The organism is Bradyrhizobium sp. WSM2254 (assembly GCF_000472645.1).
Classification (GTDB): domain Bacteria; phylum Pseudomonadota; class Alphaproteobacteria; order Rhizobiales; family Xanthobacteraceae; genus Bradyrhizobium; species Bradyrhizobium niftali.
The window spans coordinates 155,917-171,064 of sequence record NZ_AXAB01000001.1 but is presented as its reverse complement, the minus strand read 5'-3'; the positions used below and the strand labels follow the sequence as shown (position 1 = coordinate 171,064).

Annotated in this window: 12 protein-coding genes; 3 read left to right on the top strand and 9 right to left on the bottom strand. The window is 63.9% G+C overall.

Annotated features, from left to right (window positions below):
* Positions 1–17: 17 nt before the first annotated feature.
* The 5 genes from urtE to urtA all read right to left on the bottom strand — a co-directional run bounded on the left by urtE (position 18) and on the right by urtA (position 5,050).
* Positions 18–707 carry an urea ABC transporter ATP-binding subunit UrtE gene (gene urtE, locus A3M7_RS0100785; RefSeq protein WP_027542197.1) on the bottom strand — a complete coding sequence of 230 codons (690 nt, stop codon included), beginning with the start codon at positions 705–707 and terminating at the stop codon, positions 18–20.
* Positions 708–717: 10 nt separating this feature from the next.
* On the bottom strand, positions 718–1,473 hold the full coding sequence (urtD, locus tag A3M7_RS0100780; RefSeq protein WP_011083791.1) for an urea ABC transporter ATP-binding protein UrtD: 756 nt from the start codon (positions 1,471–1,473) through the stop codon (positions 718–720).
* 65 nt (positions 1,474–1,538) lie between these two features.
* Positions 1,539–2,681, bottom strand: a complete 1,143-nt coding sequence (gene urtC / locus A3M7_RS0100775) for an urea ABC transporter permease subunit UrtC (RefSeq protein WP_027542196.1) — start codon at positions 2,679–2,681, stop codon at positions 1,539–1,541.
* Between the two features lie 18 nt (positions 2,682–2,699).
* Positions 2,700–3,626 carry an urea ABC transporter permease subunit UrtB gene (urtB, locus tag A3M7_RS0100770; RefSeq protein ID WP_027542195.1) on the bottom strand — a complete coding sequence of 309 codons (927 nt, stop codon included), beginning with the start codon at positions 3,624–3,626 and terminating at the stop codon, positions 2,700–2,702.
* A 164-nt stretch (positions 3,627–3,790) separates the two neighbouring features.
* Complete coding sequence (gene urtA, locus A3M7_RS0100765) at positions 3,791–5,050, bottom strand: urea ABC transporter substrate-binding protein (RefSeq protein ID WP_027542194.1); 1,260 nt, start codon at positions 5,048–5,050, stop codon at positions 3,791–3,793.
* Between the two features lie 166 nt (positions 5,051–5,216).
* Here urtA and A3M7_RS0100760 point away from each other — a divergent pair, with 166 nt between their 5' ends.
* The gene (locus tag A3M7_RS0100760; RefSeq protein WP_027542193.1) at positions 5,217–8,588 is read left to right on the top strand and encodes an ATP-binding protein; all 3,372 of its coding nucleotides are present in this window, start codon (positions 5,217–5,219) and stop codon (positions 8,586–8,588) included.
* Complete coding sequence (locus tag A3M7_RS0100755) at positions 8,572–9,498, top strand: response regulator (RefSeq protein ID WP_371089821.1); 927 nt, start codon at positions 8,572–8,574, stop codon at positions 9,496–9,498. The genes A3M7_RS0100760 and A3M7_RS0100755 overlap by 17 nt, the downstream gene beginning before the upstream one ends.
* 313 nt (positions 9,499–9,811) lie before the next feature.
* Here the strand turns inward: A3M7_RS0100755 and A3M7_RS0100750 are convergent, their stop codons facing one another.
* Both A3M7_RS0100750 and A3M7_RS0100745 read right to left on the bottom strand, forming a co-directional pair.
* Entirely contained in the window at positions 9,812–11,314 is a 1,503-nt protein-coding gene (locus A3M7_RS0100750; RefSeq protein ID WP_027542191.1) for an NAD(P)/FAD-dependent oxidoreductase, read from the bottom strand.
* Between the two features lie 124 nt (positions 11,315–11,438).
* A complete protein-coding gene (locus A3M7_RS0100745; protein ID WP_027542190.1) occupies positions 11,439–12,197 on the bottom strand; it encodes a trypsin-like serine protease in 759 nt (252 codons plus the stop codon).
* A gap of 103 nt (positions 12,198–12,300) precedes the next feature.
* On the opposite strand from A3M7_RS0100745, the gene A3M7_RS0100740 reads away from it, so the two are divergent.
* Complete coding sequence (locus tag A3M7_RS0100740; protein WP_027542189.1) at positions 12,301–12,936, top strand: HAD-IA family hydrolase; 636 nt, start codon at positions 12,301–12,303, stop codon at positions 12,934–12,936.
* Positions 12,937–13,040: 104 nt separating this feature from the next.
* On the opposite strand, the gene mtnA is transcribed toward A3M7_RS0100740, so the two are convergent.
* Together mtnA and A3M7_RS0100730 are read right to left on the bottom strand one after the other, a co-directional pair.
* A complete protein-coding gene (gene mtnA / locus A3M7_RS0100735; protein WP_027542188.1) occupies positions 13,041–14,147 on the bottom strand; it encodes an S-methyl-5-thioribose-1-phosphate isomerase in 1,107 nt (368 codons plus the stop codon).
* Between the two features lie 18 nt (positions 14,148–14,165).
* On the bottom strand, positions 14,166–15,041 hold the full coding sequence (locus A3M7_RS0100730; protein ID WP_027542187.1) for an S-methyl-5'-thioadenosine phosphorylase: 876 nt from the start codon (positions 15,039–15,041) through the stop codon (positions 14,166–14,168).
* Positions 15,042–15,148 lie beyond the last annotated feature (107 nt).

Below are 15,148 nucleotides of genomic sequence, written 5' to 3'. Positions count from 1 at the left end.
CCCTTTCACACGGTTGGTTAGACGGACAGATATTTGGAGACCTGCGCGGCATCGACGCTGTCGCGCGGATCGTCACGGACGATCTCGCCGTTCTCGATGACCAGCACACGGTCGGCGATATCGAGTGCGAAGCTCAGGACCTGCTCGGACACGACGATCGACAGGCCCTTCTCGTCGCGGATGCGCTTCAGGGTGCGCGCCATGTCCTTGATGATCGAAGGCTGGATGCCCTCGGTCGGCTCATCCAGCAGCAGCACCTTCGGCTTGGTCGCGAGTGCGCGCGCGATCGCGAGCTGCTGCTGCTGGCCGCCGGAGAGATTGCCGCCGCGGCGGCCCTTCATCTCCAGCAGCACCGGGAATAGTTCGTAGATGTCTTCAGGCACCTCGGTCCCGCCGGAGACGACGAGGCCGGTCTCGATGTTCTCCTTCACCGTCATGGTGGAGAAGATCATGCGGCCCTGCGGCACATAGGCGAGGCCCTTGGCCACCCGCTCGTAGCTCGGCAGGCCACCGAGCTCGGCGCCGTCCATGGTCACCGAGCCACTCTTGGCGGGCAGGATGCCCATCAGCGATTTCATCAGCGTGGTCTTGCCCATGCCGTTGCGGCCCATGATCGCGACGATCTCGTTCGGCGCGACCCTGACGTTGAGCCCGTGCAGCACCTCGCTCTGGCCGTAGGCAACGTGAAGATCGGAAATTGCCAGCATCATCGCGCTCCTAGTGACCGAGATAGACTTCAACGACCTTGGGATCGTTCTTCACCTTCTCCATGGTGCCCTCGGAGAGGATCTGGCCCTGGTGGAGCACGGTGACCTTGTGCGCGATGTCCTCGACGAACTTCATGTCGTGCTCGATCACCAGCACCGAACGGTTCTTGATGATGCGGTTGAGAAGCTCGGCGGTCTTGGCGCGCTCGGACACGCTCATGCCGGCGACGGGTTCGTCCAGCATCAAGAGGTCGGGGTCCTGGATCAGCAGCATGCCGATCTCGAGCCATTGCTTCTGGCCGTGACTGAGCAGATCGGCGTTCACGTTGAGCCGGTCCTTCAGGAAGATCATCTCGGCGACCTCGTGCACCCGGTCGCGCACGGCGGCGTCGCGGGTGAAGGTCAGTGCGCCGAACACCGAGCGGCCGCGCGGATACGAGATCTCGAGATTCTCGAACACCGTGAGATCGTCGTAGATCGAGGGGTTCTGGAATTTGCGGCCGACGCCGGTCTTGACGATCTCGTTTTCCTTCATCCGCGTCAGCTCCTTGCCACGGAACTGGATCGAGCCCGACGTTGCCTTGGTCTTGCCGCAGATCAGGTCGAGCACGGTGGTCTTGCCGGCACCGTTGGGGCCGATGATGACGCGGATCTCGTTCTCGTCGACATAGAAGGAGAGATCGTTGACCGCCTTGAAGCCGTCGAACGAGACGGTCAGCGCTTCGACGGCGAGCAGGAATTCCTTGGGCTGATGACCGACGAGCATGACCTATCTCCTCACTGCCAGCATGGCATCGGCATCGTGGTGACCTACGAGCATGAATGATCTCCTCACTCTGCCGGGGCGCCGTCGGCGACCGAACTGTCGGTCCAGCCGTCACGTTTCGGTTTGCGCGACGAGATCAGGCGATCGATGCGCGGCTGCACGTAGTCGCCCCAGATCCCAGCGAGACCGTTCGGGAAGGCCAGGACCACGGCGATGAACAATCCGCCAAGACCGAACAGCCACAATTCGGGAAAGGTTTCCGACAGGCTGGTCTTGGCGAAGTTGACCAGCAGCGTGCCGTAGACCGCGCCGAGGATCGAGAGCCGGCCGCCGACCGCGGTGTAGATCACCATCTCGATCGACGGCACGATGCCGACGAAGGACGGCGACATGAAGCCGACATTGAGCGCGAACATGGCGCCGCCGATCGCAGCGAACACGGCGGCGATGCAAAAGGCGAAGATCTTGAAGTTCGCGACGCTGTAGCCGGAGAAGCGGACCCGGTCCTCCTTCTCCCGCATCGCGACCAGGATGCGCCCGAGCTTTGAGTGACGGACGAACTGCGCGATCATGATGCAGGCGAACAGCAGTCCGACCTCGAAGAAGTACAGCACGATCTTGGCGTGATCAGGCCGGATGTCCCAGCCCTTCAACGTCCGCAGGTCGGTCATGCCGTTGATGCCGCCGGTGTAGCCCTGCTGTCCCACGATCAGGATGGTGAGGATGGCCGCGACCGCCTGGGTGATGATGGCGAAGTAGGTGCCGCCGACCCGGCGCTTGAACATCGCGGTGCCGATGATGAGAGCGAAGATGCCAGGCACGAGAACGATGGCGGCGATCGTGAAGGTGAGGCTGCTGAATGGCTTCCAGAACAGCGGCAGCGTGGTGATCTGATTCCAGTCCATGAAATCGGGAATGCCGGGCGTCGACTGGATCTTGGTGTTCTCCACGCTCGACGCCTCGAGCTTGAGAAACATCGCCATGCAGTAGCCGCCGAGCCCGAAGAACACGCCCTGACCGAGGCTGAGAATGCCGCCATAGCCCCAGCAGATCACCAGCCCCAGCGCGACGAAGGCATAGGTCAGGTATTTCGCGACCAGATTGAGCCTGAAGACATCAAGTGTGAGCGGCAGGATCACCACCAGGAAGACCGCGAGGACCAGAATTCCGATGAACTCCGATCGGTTGAAGAAGCGATTGTCGGTCATTGCATCAGCCCCAGTTTCTCACTTGCGGACCTTGAGGGCGAACAGCCCTTGCGGCCGCAGCATCAGGATTCCGACAACCGCGAGCAACGTCAGCACTTTCGCCATCGAGCCCGACATGAAGAATTCGAGGGTGGATTGCGTCTGCGAGATCGAGAAGGCCGAGGCGATGGTGCCGATCAAACTGGCGGCACCGCCGAACACGACCACCAGGAACGTATCGACGATGTAGAGCTGCCCAGAGGTTGGCCCGGTGGAGCCGATCATCGTGAAGGCGCTGCCGGCGACACCGGCGATGCCGCAACCGAGGCCGAAGGTGTAGCGATCGACCTTTTCGGTGTTGATGCCCACCGCGCCGGCCATGATGCGGTTCTGCACGACGGCGCGGACTTGGCGGCCCCAGCGCGACTTGTACATGACATAGGCGACGCCGATGGTGATCAGCACGGTGAGGCACATCACGAAGACGCCGTTGATCGGCACCTCGATGCTGTCGGTCACGTGCAGCGAGCCGAGCATCCATTGCGGCAGCTCGACGCCGACCTCGCGCGCGCCGAACACGGAACGATAGGCCTGCTGCAGCATCAGGCTGAGGCCCCAGGTGGCGAGCAGCGTATCGAGCGGGCGCTTGTAGAGGTGCCGTATCAGCACCCATTCCACCAGCATGCCCAGCGCGCCGGACGCGACGAAGGCCAGGATCATCGCGAGGAAGAAGTAGCCGCTGAACAGGTTCGGCAGGTAGGTCTGGAATAGATTGGAGGTCATCCAGGTGACGTAGGCCCCGAGGATCATGAACTCGCCATGGGCCATGTTGATGACGCCCATCTGGCCGAAGATGATCGCAAGACCGAGCGCCATCAGCACGTAGACCGAGAACAGGATCAGTCCCGCAAAACCCTGCATGACGAAGATGGAGCCAAGGTCGCCAATCGAGTAGTCGCCGAACATCGATGTCCTCCGTCAGGGAAAGGGTCCCGCGTCGCGAGCAGCTTCGCGACGCGGGGGTCTTGGGCATGGACTTGCGATCCACGCCAGGGAGCGGTTTTGCCTTGAGGGAGACCGCGGCAGAGGCTGCGCCTCTTACTGGTAGCGCTTCCTACCGGTAGCCCTTCCTACTGGTAGCCCTTGGGGAACGGATCCGGCTCGACGAGATCGGCGGTCTCGTAGATCAGCTCGAACTGGCCATCGAGCTTGGCGCGCCCCACCCGGGTCTTCGACCACAGGTGATGATTTTCGTGGATGCGCACGTAACCTTCCGGAGCACCCTTGAATTCCACGCCCGGCGAAGCCGCCGCGATCTTGTCGACGTCGAAGGAGCCGGCCTTCTCGACCGTCAACTTCCACAGCCACGGGCCGAGATAGGCAGCCTGGGTGACGTCTCCGATCACGGTCTTCTCGCCCCACAGCTTCTTGAACGCGGGCACGAAGGTCTTGTTGTTCGGGTTGTCGAGCGACTGGAAGTACTTCATGCAGGCATAGGCGCCCGCGATGTTCTCACCGCCGATGCCGTCGATTTCGTCTTCGGTCACCGAGATCGTCAAAAGCGGCTGCTTGGCGAGGTCGATTCCGGCAGCCTTGAGCTGCTTGTAGAACGCGACGTTGGAACCGCCGACGACGTCGGTGAAGATCACGTCGGGCTTGGTGAGCTTGATCTTGTTGATGACCGAATTGAACTGGGTGTTGCCGAGCGGATAATACTCCTCGCCGACGACCTTGCCCTTCAGCACGTTCTCGACGTGCTTGCGCGCGATCTTGTTCGAGGTGCGCGGCCAGATGTAGTCGGAGCCGATGAAGAAGAACGACTTCGCGCCCTTCTCCTTCGCGATCCAGTTCAGGCCCGCGAGGATCTGCTGGGTCGCTTCCTGGCCGGTGTAGATGACGTTCTTGGACTGCTCGAGGCCTTCGTAGAAGGTCGGGTAGTAGAGCATGCCGTTGTACTGCTCCATGACCGGGAGCACGGCCTTGCGCGAGGCCGAGGTCCAGCAGCCCATGATCGCCGCGACCTTGTCGTTGACGAGCAGCTTCTTGGCCTTTTCGGCGAAGGTCGGCCAGTCGCTGGCGCCGTCTTCCTGGATGAACTTGATCTTGCGGCCGAGCACGCCGCCCATGGCGTTGATCTGCTCGATGGCGAGCTTTTCAGCTTCGATCGAGCCGGTCTCGGAGATGGCCATGGTGCCGGTCGCCGAATGCAGGATGCCGACCGTCACCTCGGTGTCGGTGACTGCGAGACCCGTGGTATTGACCGCCGAGGTCGCCGGGGCCTGCGCAAAAGACGCCCGCGGCAGCATCGTGATGGCCGGCACGGCCGCCATTCCCATCAATAATTTGCGCCGGAGCGGCGACAACAGGCCCTTGTTTGCTTCGTCTGACATGAGCACCCCACTTTTGTTCGAGGACACGCGATTGGTGCCGTGAGGATGGCTCGAATTTGTGCAGCGCAAGCATACGCAAGATCGCGTATACTGCACCGCAAAATGCCGACGTAGGCTTTTGGTACGGGTTTTGCGAGGGATCCGGGTCGTATCGGAGTGGGGTTAAGTGGCAGGGCGGCAGCGAATAGACCGCGTCAGGCGCCAGTACAACCAATGGGTCGCCAACCAGACGCTGGAAGACTACGCGCTGCGCTTCACGGCCAAGAGCGCGCGCCGCTGGTCCACCGCCCGCGTCGCCAACACCGCGCTGGGCGCGATCTCGTTCCTGGCGATGGAGGCGATCGGCGGCACCATCACCCTGAACTACGGCGTCACCAACGCCACCGCCGCGATCCTCGTGGTTTCGACCATCATTTTCTGCTGCGGCGTGCCGATTGCCTATTATGCCGCCAAATGCGGCATCGACATTGACCTGCTGACGCGCGGCGCTGGTTTCGGCTACATCGGCTCGACCATCACCTCGCTGATCTACGCGTCCTTCACCTTCATCTTCTTTGCGATCGAAGCGGTGATCCTGGCGTCCGCGCTCGAGATGTGCTTCGGGATTCCGCGCCCCATAGGCTATCTCATCAGCGCCGTCGTCATCATCCCGCTGGTGGCCTACGGCATCACGCTGATCAGCCGCTTCCAGCTTTGGACCCAGCCACTCTGGATCGTGCTCCACATCATGCCGTTTGCAGCGATCGCCTGGCACAACCCACACTCCTTTACGGAGTGGCGCAAGTTCTCGGGCGAGCACGGCGACCTCAACGGACATTTCGATCTACTGCTGTTCGGTGTTGCGGCCTCGGTCGTGTTCTCGCTCGTGGCGCAGATCGGCGAGCAGGTCGACTTCCTGCGATTCCTGCCGCGCGACCGTCGCGCCTCCAGGACCTCCTGGTGGATCGCACTGATGAGCGCGGGGCCCGGCTGGATCGTGCTCGGCGCGCTGAAGCTTCTGGCGGGCTCGTTCCTCGCCTTCTTCGCGCTCGGCCACGGCGTGCCACCCGAAGAGGCCGCCGAGCCGGCGCATATGTATCTCGAGGCCTTCCGATACGTGCTGTCGCAGCCCGACCTCGCGCTGGCGCTGACCGGCACCTTCGTGATCCTGTCGCAGGTCAAGATCAACGTCACCAACGCCTATGCCGGGTCGATCGCCTGGTCGAACTTCTTCTCGCGCCTGACCCACAGCCATCCCGGCCGCGTGGTCTGGCTGGTCTTCAACGTGATCGTGGCGCTGCTGTTGATGGAGATCGGCGTCTACAAGGCGCTGGAGCAGACGCTGGCGCTCTATTCCAACGTCGCGATCGCCTGGGTCGGCGCCCTGGTCGCCGACCTCGTCATCAACAAGCCGCTTGGCTTGCGGCCGCAGCAGATCGAGTTCAAGCGCGCGCATCTCTACGACATCAATCCGGTCGGCGTCGGCGCGATGACGATCGCGACCATTCTCTCCATCAGCGCCTTCTACGGCCTGTTCGGGCCGACCGCGAAGGCGCTGTCGGCCTTCATCGCGCTGGCGGCTGCCTTCATCGCCGCCCCGCTGATCGCATGGGCGACCGGCGGCAAATACTACATCGCGCGCAAGCCGAAGCGGAGCTGGCAGAACATCGAGGCGATCCAGTGCTGCATCTGCGAGCACTCGTTCGAACCGGAGGACATGGCTTCCTGCCCCGCTTACGCCGGGCCGATCTGCTCCCTGTGCTGTTCGCTCGACGCCCGCTGCCACGACCTCTGCAAGCCGCATGCGCGCGCACAGACGCAGTTCTCCGAGACGCTCGGCAAGATCCTGCCGCAGCCGATCTACCAGCGGATCAATTCGCAGCTCGGCCATTACATCGGTGTGTTCGTGGTCTCGGCGGGCCTCGTCGCGCTCGTGCTGGGGCTGATCTATCTCCAGACCTCCGCGAGCGTGCACGGCGAGAACATGCTCGTCTCCGACGTGCTGTGGAAGGTGTTCTTCTCGCTCAGCATCATCATCGGCGTGGTGGCCTGGCTGTTCGTGCTGGCGCAGCAGAGCCGCCGCGCCGCGGAGGCCGAGACGCGGCGGCAGACCACGCTGCTGATCCAGGAGATCGACGCGCACAAGCGCACCGACGCCGAGCTCCAGCGCGCCAAGGAAGTCGCCGAATCCGCCAACCTCGCCAAGAGCCGCTACGTCGTCGGCCTCAGCCACGAGCTGCGCTCGCCGCTGAATGCGATCAGCGGCTATGCGCAGCTCCTCGAGCAGGATGCGACGCTGAGCACCAAGCCACGCGACCAGGTCCGCGTCGTCCGCCGCAGCGCCGATCATCTCTCCGGCCTGATCGACGGCATTCTGGACATCTCCAAGATCGAGGCGGGACGGCTGTATCTCTCGCGCGACGAGGTGCGCCTCAGCGAATTCCTCGACCAACTCGTCGGCATGTTCCGGCTTCAGGCCGCCGCCAAGGGCATCGACTTCGTGTTCAGGCGTCCCGCCCACTTGCCGATCGTGGTCTATGCCGACGAGAAGCGGCTGCGCCAGGTGCTGATCAACCTGCTTTCCAACGCGATCAAATTCACCCAGGCCGGCAGCGTGCAGTTCGTCGTGCATTATCGCAGCCCCGTTGCCGAGTTCGAGGTGATCGACACCGGTCCCGGCATCCAGGGCGACGATCTCGAACGCATCTTCGCGCCGTTCGAACGCGGCGCCCTCGGCGTCTCGCAGCCGCAGACCGGAACGGGTCTCGGGCTGACCATCAGTCGGCTGCTCGCCGGCGTCATGGGCGGCGACATCAAGGTCGTGAGCACGGTCGGCACCGGCAGCACGTTCAAGGTCAAGATCCTGCTGTCGGAGGTCACCAATCCCCAGCGTATCGCGCCGGTGGAAGCGCCGGTCTCCGGCTATCACGGCGCGCGCAAGACGATCCTGATCACCGACGACGACCCCGTTCATCGCGACCTCCTGCGCGAGGTGCTGACGCCGCTCGGCTTCATCCTGCTCAGCGCCACCGACGGCCCGGGCTGCCTCGCGCTGGCGCAGCATTGCCGGCCCGATCTGTTCCTGCTCGACATCTCGATGCCCGGCATGGACGGCTGGACGGTCGCGGAGACGCTGCGCGCGAGCGGCCATCACCAGGCCCGGATCCTGATGGTCTCGGCGAGCGCGCTGGAGGCTCACGGCACGCCGCTGGCACAGCCGTTCCACGACGGCTATCTGATGAAGCCGATCGACATTCCGCGGCTGCTGGAGACGATCCGCCAGTTGCTCAAGATCGAATGGCAGTACGGCCCGGACGAGATCACGGTGCCGTTCTGGCAGCCCGAGAGCGGCTCACGTCCGCCGGCGCGACACATCGAGGAGCTGATCGGACTCGGCCAGATCGGCTACGTCAGGGGCATCCAGCTGAAGCTCGACGAGATCGGCAGCGAGCATCCGGAGCATGCCGACTTCGTCGCCCAGATGCGATCGCTGGTCGACCGCTTCGATCTCGACCAGTACATGGCCACATTGAAGACGTTGCATGCGCATGAGCATTGAGTCGAAGAAGCGCGACGTCGCGCTCGTTGTGGATGACTCTCCCGAAACGCTGCGGCTGCTCACCGACGCGCTCGACGGCGCTGGCATGACGGTGATGGTGGCACTCGACGGCGCAGCGGCGATGCGCATCGTCGACCAGATCACGCCCGACATCGTGCTGCTCGATGCGGTAATGCCCGGCATGGACGGCTTCGAGACCTGCCGCCGCCTCAAGCGCGATGCGGGCCTTGCCAACATCCCCGTGATCTTCATGACCGGCCTTGCCGAGACCGAGCATATCGTGCGCGGGCTGGACGCCGGCGGCGTCGACTACGTGACCAAGCCGATCGTGATCGAGGAGATGCTGGCGCGCATCCGTGTCCATCTCGGCAACGCCCGCCTGACGCAGAGTGCGCGCGCCGCGCTCGACGTCTCCGGCCGCTTCCTGTTCGCGGTCAACCGCCAGGGCAACATCCTCTGGGCGACCCCGCAGGCGCAGAAGCTGCTGTCCGATCACCACGGCGCACAGGCCGACGACTTCGCCCTGCCGCCATCACTGCTGCAATGGCTGGAGCAGGCCAAGGGCAAGGGCAGCTCGAAGTCGCAAGGTGCTTCCTTGCCCGACAATCCGCAGCTCCGGTTCTATTACATGGGCGAAACCGCGCCCAACGAGTTCCTGCTGCGGCTGTCCAAGGAGTCCGGCTCGGCGCTGCCCCCCGAATTCACCAGCGAGCTCGGACTCACCACCCGCGAAGGCGAGGTGCTGGCATGGCTCAGCAAGGGCAAGACCAACCGCGACATCGCGCAGATCCTGGGATTGAGCCCGCGCACGGTCGACAAGCATCTCGAGCAGATCTATTCGAAGCTGGGGGTCGAGAACCGGACGGCGGCCGCCGCAATTGCGACGAGCGCGACAAGGCGGAATTCGTAGCGGTACTGCGAATGAGTTGAGACGCCGTTCACCCAACCAACGGTGGTCGTCCCGGACTCGCTTCGCGCCCCGGGACGACAGTGGAATTCGTTGCTGCGGCGTGAATGAGTTGAGGCGCCGCATGCCCAACAGACGGTGTCGTCCCGGCGAAGGCCGGGACCCATAATCACAGGGAGAGATTTGGCGAAGATTGGTCGTGCGGGATTAGCGCCATCCGCAATCGATAGACCTCGCGGTATGGGTCCCGGCCTTCGCCGGGACGACAGCGGAATATTGGGCGATCGCTAGCCGCCCCTTGCACGGACGCCCCACCTCACCCGTAAACGAACGCCTTGTCGTCCAGATCCGTCTTCGGGATCTCGTCCTTCTCGGTCCAGTAATCCTGGCTGTGCTGCCATTCCGGCTTGTCGCCGCGCTTGGGCAACAGATTCATGTTGCGCATCATGTAGCCGGGATTGAAGTTTTCCGGATCGATCCAGGGCAGGATCGGCATGTTGTGGTCTTCGGGTCGCAAGCGCACCCCGACCTTCTTTTTGCCCTTCGCCTTCATGTGCCCCATCAGGCGGCAGACGAAATCGGCGACGAGGTCGACGCGCAAAGTCCAGCTGGCGCGGAAATAGCCGAACACCCAGACCATGTTCGGCACACCCGTGAACATCATGCCGCGATAGGTGACGGTGTCGCCGAAGGCGAGCGGCTTGCCGTCGATCTCGAAGGCAATGTCGCCCAGCGCCGCAAGGTTGAAGCCGGTCGCGGTCACGATGACATCGGCTTCGAGCAGCTTGCCCGACTTGAGCTGGATGCCGTTCTCGACGAAGCATTCGATCTCGTCGGTGACGACGGAGGCCCTGCCGCTGGCGATGCCCTTGAACAGGTCGGCATCCGGCACGAAGGCGATGCGCTGCCGCCACGGCCGGTAGCTCGGCGTGAAGTGCGTCTCGACGTCGTAATCCGGACCAAGAACCGCGCTGATCTGGCCGATCAGTTCCTTCTTCACCTGCTCGGGCTTCGACACGCAGAGCTTTGTGAACGCATCCTGCTCGAACAGGATCTTGCGGCGGACGATCTCGTGGATCCATTCCTCGTCGACCTGGAGCCGGCGCAATTCCTCCGCGATCTCGATGGCGTTGCGGCCGAGCCTGAAATAGGTCGGCGAACGCTGGAGCATGGTCACATGCGCGCATGTGTCGGCGATGTTCGGCACCAGCGTCGCCGCCGTCGCGCCCGAGCCGATCACGACCACCTTCTTGTTCGTGAGGTCGATATCGTCAGGCCAGGTCTGCGGGTGGACGATGCGGCCCTTGAAGCGGTCCGTGCCCTTCCACTCGGGCGTGTAACCCTCGGAATGGCGATAATAGCCCTGGCACATCCAGAGGAAGTTTGCGGTGAAGGTCTTGGGCTCGCCGGTGTCGGTCGTCACCGCCTCGATGGTCCAGAGATTCTGCTCGCTCGACCAGCTCGCGGAGTTGATCTTGTGCTTGTAGCGGATGTGGCGGGCGATATCGTTGTCCTCGATCACCTCGTTCATGTAGGCGAGGATTTCTTCGGCGGTTGCGATCGGCGGCCCGACCCACGGCTTGAAGCTGTAGCCGAAAGTGTGGAGGTCGCTGTCCGAGCGAATTCCGGGATAGCGATGCGTGGTCCAGGTGCCGCCGAACGTCTCCTGCGTCTCCAGGATCACGTAGCTTGTGCCCGGAAGCTGCTTGGTGACATGATAGGCGCTGCCGATGCCGGAGATGCCGGCACCGACGATCAGCACGTCGAAATGTTCAGAGGCCTGTTTGGCCGTGGCGTGACTGCGAACAGCGACATTCATTGTTGCTTCTATGCCTTGCTTGTCTTTTTGGCCGCCCTTGATGAGCGACGCGTTTCCTCCGCGACAGGCATGATCACCCGCCGCGCTTCCGCTTCAACATGGCACAGATCAAGTTGCGGTCAAATCACAGCGCCGCACCCCAGCTCCGCGCGGTCTGCAAGATCCAGTCGCGGTAGAGCGTGAGCGGCGTGACGCCGGTCAGCCCGCCGCAACCGGCGGCGCCGTTCGGCCCTGTGGACCAGCTGATGAGGCCGACGAGCACGGCGCCATTCGGCTTGTCCTCGAACACGGGACCGCCGGAATCACCGGTGCAGGCGCCAATTCCGTCGCGAACACCGTTGGTTACGGGATCGACCAGCCGAATCTGAAGCGTTCCGGGCTGGCCGGTGACGACGAGGCCCGCGACGCGCGACGCGCCGCCGCTCTTGCCGTCACCGCGCACGGTGACGCCAATGCCGGCGATGACGAAGCGGTTGCCGACCTGGATTGGAATATTCGGCATGCCGACCGGCACCGTCGATTTTCCCTTGAGTGGAATTTCCAGTTGCAGCAGCGCCACGTCGGCGGTGGCGCGATGTGCCTGCATCGCCTGCATGTTGAAGCTTGGATGGATCGCGACGGTGCGGACGTTCAGCAATTGCGGCTGGCCGTCAGCGCCGCGATCGACGATCTTGTAGTCCGCGCCGGGCTGCACGCAGTGGGCGACCGTGAGCACGAGTCTTGGCGCGATCAGGCTGCCGGTGCAGAAATTGCCGCGTGAGCCGACGATGGTGACGACGGCACGCGCAACGCCATCGGCCTGCGGCGTGCCGCCACCGACGATAGCATCGGCGGGCGTGGCGAGCAGCAGCGCAGCGACGATGAGAATTGCAAGCTTCTTCATGGGAACACGCCTTTGCGGCGGCCTTCGGTGGGGTTGCTTCGGACTGGCCCTTGCCGATAGCGCATGCTAGCCGTCTTGGAAAGGAATTGACGAGGGCAGGACATTGGCGATCGAGGCTGTGATCTTTGATTTTGGCGGCGTGCTGACGAGCTCGCCGTTCGGGGCGTTCGCGCGGTTCGAGACCGAGCGTGGATTGCCCATCGACATCATCCGGCGCACCAACGCCGCCAACCATCTGGAAAACGCCTGGGCAAGGTTCGAGCGCGCCGAGGTCGACATCGACACCTTCGACACGCTGTTCGCGGAGGAGTCGCGCGCGCTCGGCGCGGAGGTGCGCGGCCGCGACGTGCTGCCGCTGCTCCAGGGCGATCTGCGTCCCGAGATGGTCGAAGCTTTGAAGCGCATCAAGGCCGGGCTCAAGACCGGCTGCATCACCAATAATCTGCCCGCCAACGCTATCGGCAGCATGACCGGGCGCTCGCTCTACATCGCCGAGGTGATGGTGCTGTTCGACCACGTCATCGAGTCCGCCAAGATCGGCCTGCGCAAACCCGACCCACGCATTTACAAGATGATGGTCGAGACACTGAAGGTCGATCCAAGGAATTGCGTCTATCTCGACGATCTCGGCGTCAATCTGAAACCCGCGCGTGAGATGGGCATGACCACCATCAAGGTCACCAGCGGCGCCCAGGCGATCGCCGAGCTCGAGAAGGCGACGGGGCTGAAGCTGACATAGTTCGAAGGCTGTCGGGTGGGCAAAGCGAAGCGTGCCCACCAATCCATAGGGACAAGCAGATGGTGGGCACGGCGCTTTCGCGCCTTTGCCCACCCTACGAGAGCCTACTCCGCCGCGGCGGCGATCCGCTCGGGAAACGCGGCCGCGAGCGAGGCGCGGTCGGGCTTCAGCACACCTCGTTCGGTGATGAGGCCGGTGACAAGACGCGCCGGCGTCACGTCAAACGCGTAGTTCGCGACCGGCGAGCCCTCCGGCACGATGCGCACCGTCTCCAGCCTCCCGTCGGCGGTGCGGCCGGTCATATCGGTGACCTCCACGCCGCTGCGCTGCTCGATCGGGATGTCGCGGATGCCGTCATGGACGGCGAAATCGATCGTCGGCGACGGCAGTGCGACGTAGAACGGCACGCCGTTGTCGTGCGCGGCGAGCGCCTTGAGATACGTGCCGATCTTGTTGCAGACGTCGCCATTGGCGGCGACGCGATCGGTGCCGACGATGGCGAGATCGACCATGCCGTGCTGCATCAGATGGCCGCCGGTGTTGTCGGGGATCACCGTGTGCGGCACGCCGTGATGGCCGAGCTCCCAGGCCGTGAGCGAGGCCCCCTGGTTGCGCGGCCGCGTCTCGTCGACCCAGACATGGATCTTGATGCCGCGCTCATGCGCCAGATAGATCGGCGCCGTCGCCGTGCCCCAGTCGACGGTCGCAAGCCAGCCGGCATTGCAATGGGTCAGCACGTTGACGACCTCGCCCGGCTTCTTCGCCGTGATCGCCTCGATCAGCATCAGACCGTTGGCGGCGATGCCGCGGTTGATCTCGACGTCCTGTTCGACGATCTCGTCGGCGCGCGCATAGGCCGCCTCCGCCCGTTCAACGGGATCGATCGGCGCGAGGGCAACGCGCATCTCGTCCAGGGCCCATTTCAGATTGATTGCGGTCGGGCGTGCCACGACGAGCGTCTCGTAGGCACGCTTCAGGCCGGCATCGGAACTGTCCTCGCGCATCGCGAGCGCCATGCCATAGGCCGCGGTGGCACCGATCAGCGGCGCGCCGCGCACAAGCATATCGCGGATGGCCACTGCCGCGTCGTCGCACGAGGTCAGACGCGCAACGATGAACTCATGCGGCAGCCGGCGCTGGTCGATCGCGCCGACCGACCAGGCGTCGCGCTCGCGCCAGATGCTGCGGAAATGCTTGCCGTCGACCTTCATGGCTTTCTGCCTTTCGTCTCACCCACGCAGCACGCGCCCTGCCACCGCATCGAGCTTCTTCAGAAGCTCGGGATCACGCGCCTCGGGCGCGGTGATCAGCGCGGTGTCGAGCGCGCGATCCGAACCGATCGGGCACGGCTCATGCTCACGCGGAAAGTCTTGCGCCAGCCGCGCCACCAGCGCCTTCGCCTTGTCGGCATTCGAGGTCAGCACGCGAATGATGTCCTGCACGGTGACGGCGTCATGGTCGGGATGCCAGCAGTCGAAATCCGTCACCATCGCCACCGTGGCGTAGCAGAGCTCTGCTTCGCGCGCGAGCTTCGCCTCGGGCATGTTGGTCATGCCGATCACGGAATAGCCAAGGGTCTTGTAGGTCATGCTCTCCGCAAGGGTCGAGAACTGCGGCCCTTCCATGCAGACATAGGTGCCGCCGCGCGCGATTGCGATACCCTCGGCCTCGGCTGCCGCGGCGAGGTGGATGCGCAGCCGCGGCGAGACCGGATGGGCCATCGACACATGCGCGACGCAGCCGCGGCCGAAGAACGAGCTCTCGCGCTTGTGGGTGCGATCGACGAATTGATCGACCAGCACGAAGGTGCCGGGCGGCATCTCTTCCTTGAACGAGCCGCAGGCCGACAGCGAGATCAGGTCGGTGACACCGGCCCGCTTCAGGACGTCGATATTGGCGCGATAGTTGATGTCGGAGGGCGACAGCCTGTGGCCCTTGTCGTGCCGCGGCAGGAACACGATCGGCAGGCCTGCGATGGTCCCGCGCCGCAGGGGCGCCGACGGCTCGCCCCACGGGCTCTTGATCACCTCTTCGCGCGCACCCTCGAGGCCCGGCAGGTCATAGATGCCGGAGCCGCCGATGATGCCCAATACCGCCCGCGTCATGCCTGTTCCACCCTGTCTGCTCCATGCGACATGGTTAAGCTATGCCAGTTTTACGGCGGTTTTGGAACGGGGGTGGGGGCCGGTGGCGGTGCTGCGAGGAGCGTGAG

Bases quoted from the DNA above. Each gene is read 5' to 3' on its own strand.
- urtE (WP_027542197.1), bottom strand. From the start codon at position 707: ATGCTGGCAATTTCCGATCTTCACGTTGCCTACGGCCAGAGCGAGGTG.
- urtD (WP_011083791.1), bottom strand. From the start codon at position 1,473: ATGCTCGTCGGTCATCAGCCCAAGGAATTCCTGCTCGCCGTCGAAGCG.
- urtC (WP_027542196.1), bottom strand. From the start codon at position 2,681: ATGACCGACAATCGCTTCTTCAACCGATCGGAGTTCATCGGAATTCTG.
- urtB (WP_027542195.1), bottom strand. From the start codon at position 3,626: ATGTTCGGCGACTACTCGATTGGCGACCTTGGCTCCATCTTCGTCATG.
- urtA (WP_027542194.1), bottom strand. From the start codon at position 5,050: ATGTCAGACGAAGCAAACAAGGGCCTGTTGTCGCCGCTCCGGCGCAAA.
- A3M7_RS0100755 (WP_371089821.1), top strand. From the start codon at position 8,572: ATGCGCATGAGCATTGAGTCGAAGAAGCGCGACGTCGCGCTCGTTGTG.
- A3M7_RS0100750 (WP_027542191.1), bottom strand. From the start codon at position 11,314: ATGAATGTCGCTGTTCGCAGTCACGCCACGGCCAAACAGGCCTCTGAA.
- A3M7_RS0100745 (WP_027542190.1), bottom strand. From the start codon at position 12,197: ATGAAGAAGCTTGCAATTCTCATCGTCGCTGCGCTGCTGCTCGCCACG.
- mtnA (WP_027542188.1), bottom strand. From the start codon at position 14,147: ATGAAGGTCGACGGCAAGCATTTCCGCAGCATCTGGCGCGAGCGCGAC.
- A3M7_RS0100730 (WP_027542187.1), bottom strand. From the start codon at position 15,041: ATGACGCGGGCGGTATTGGGCATCATCGGCGGCTCCGGCATCTATGAC.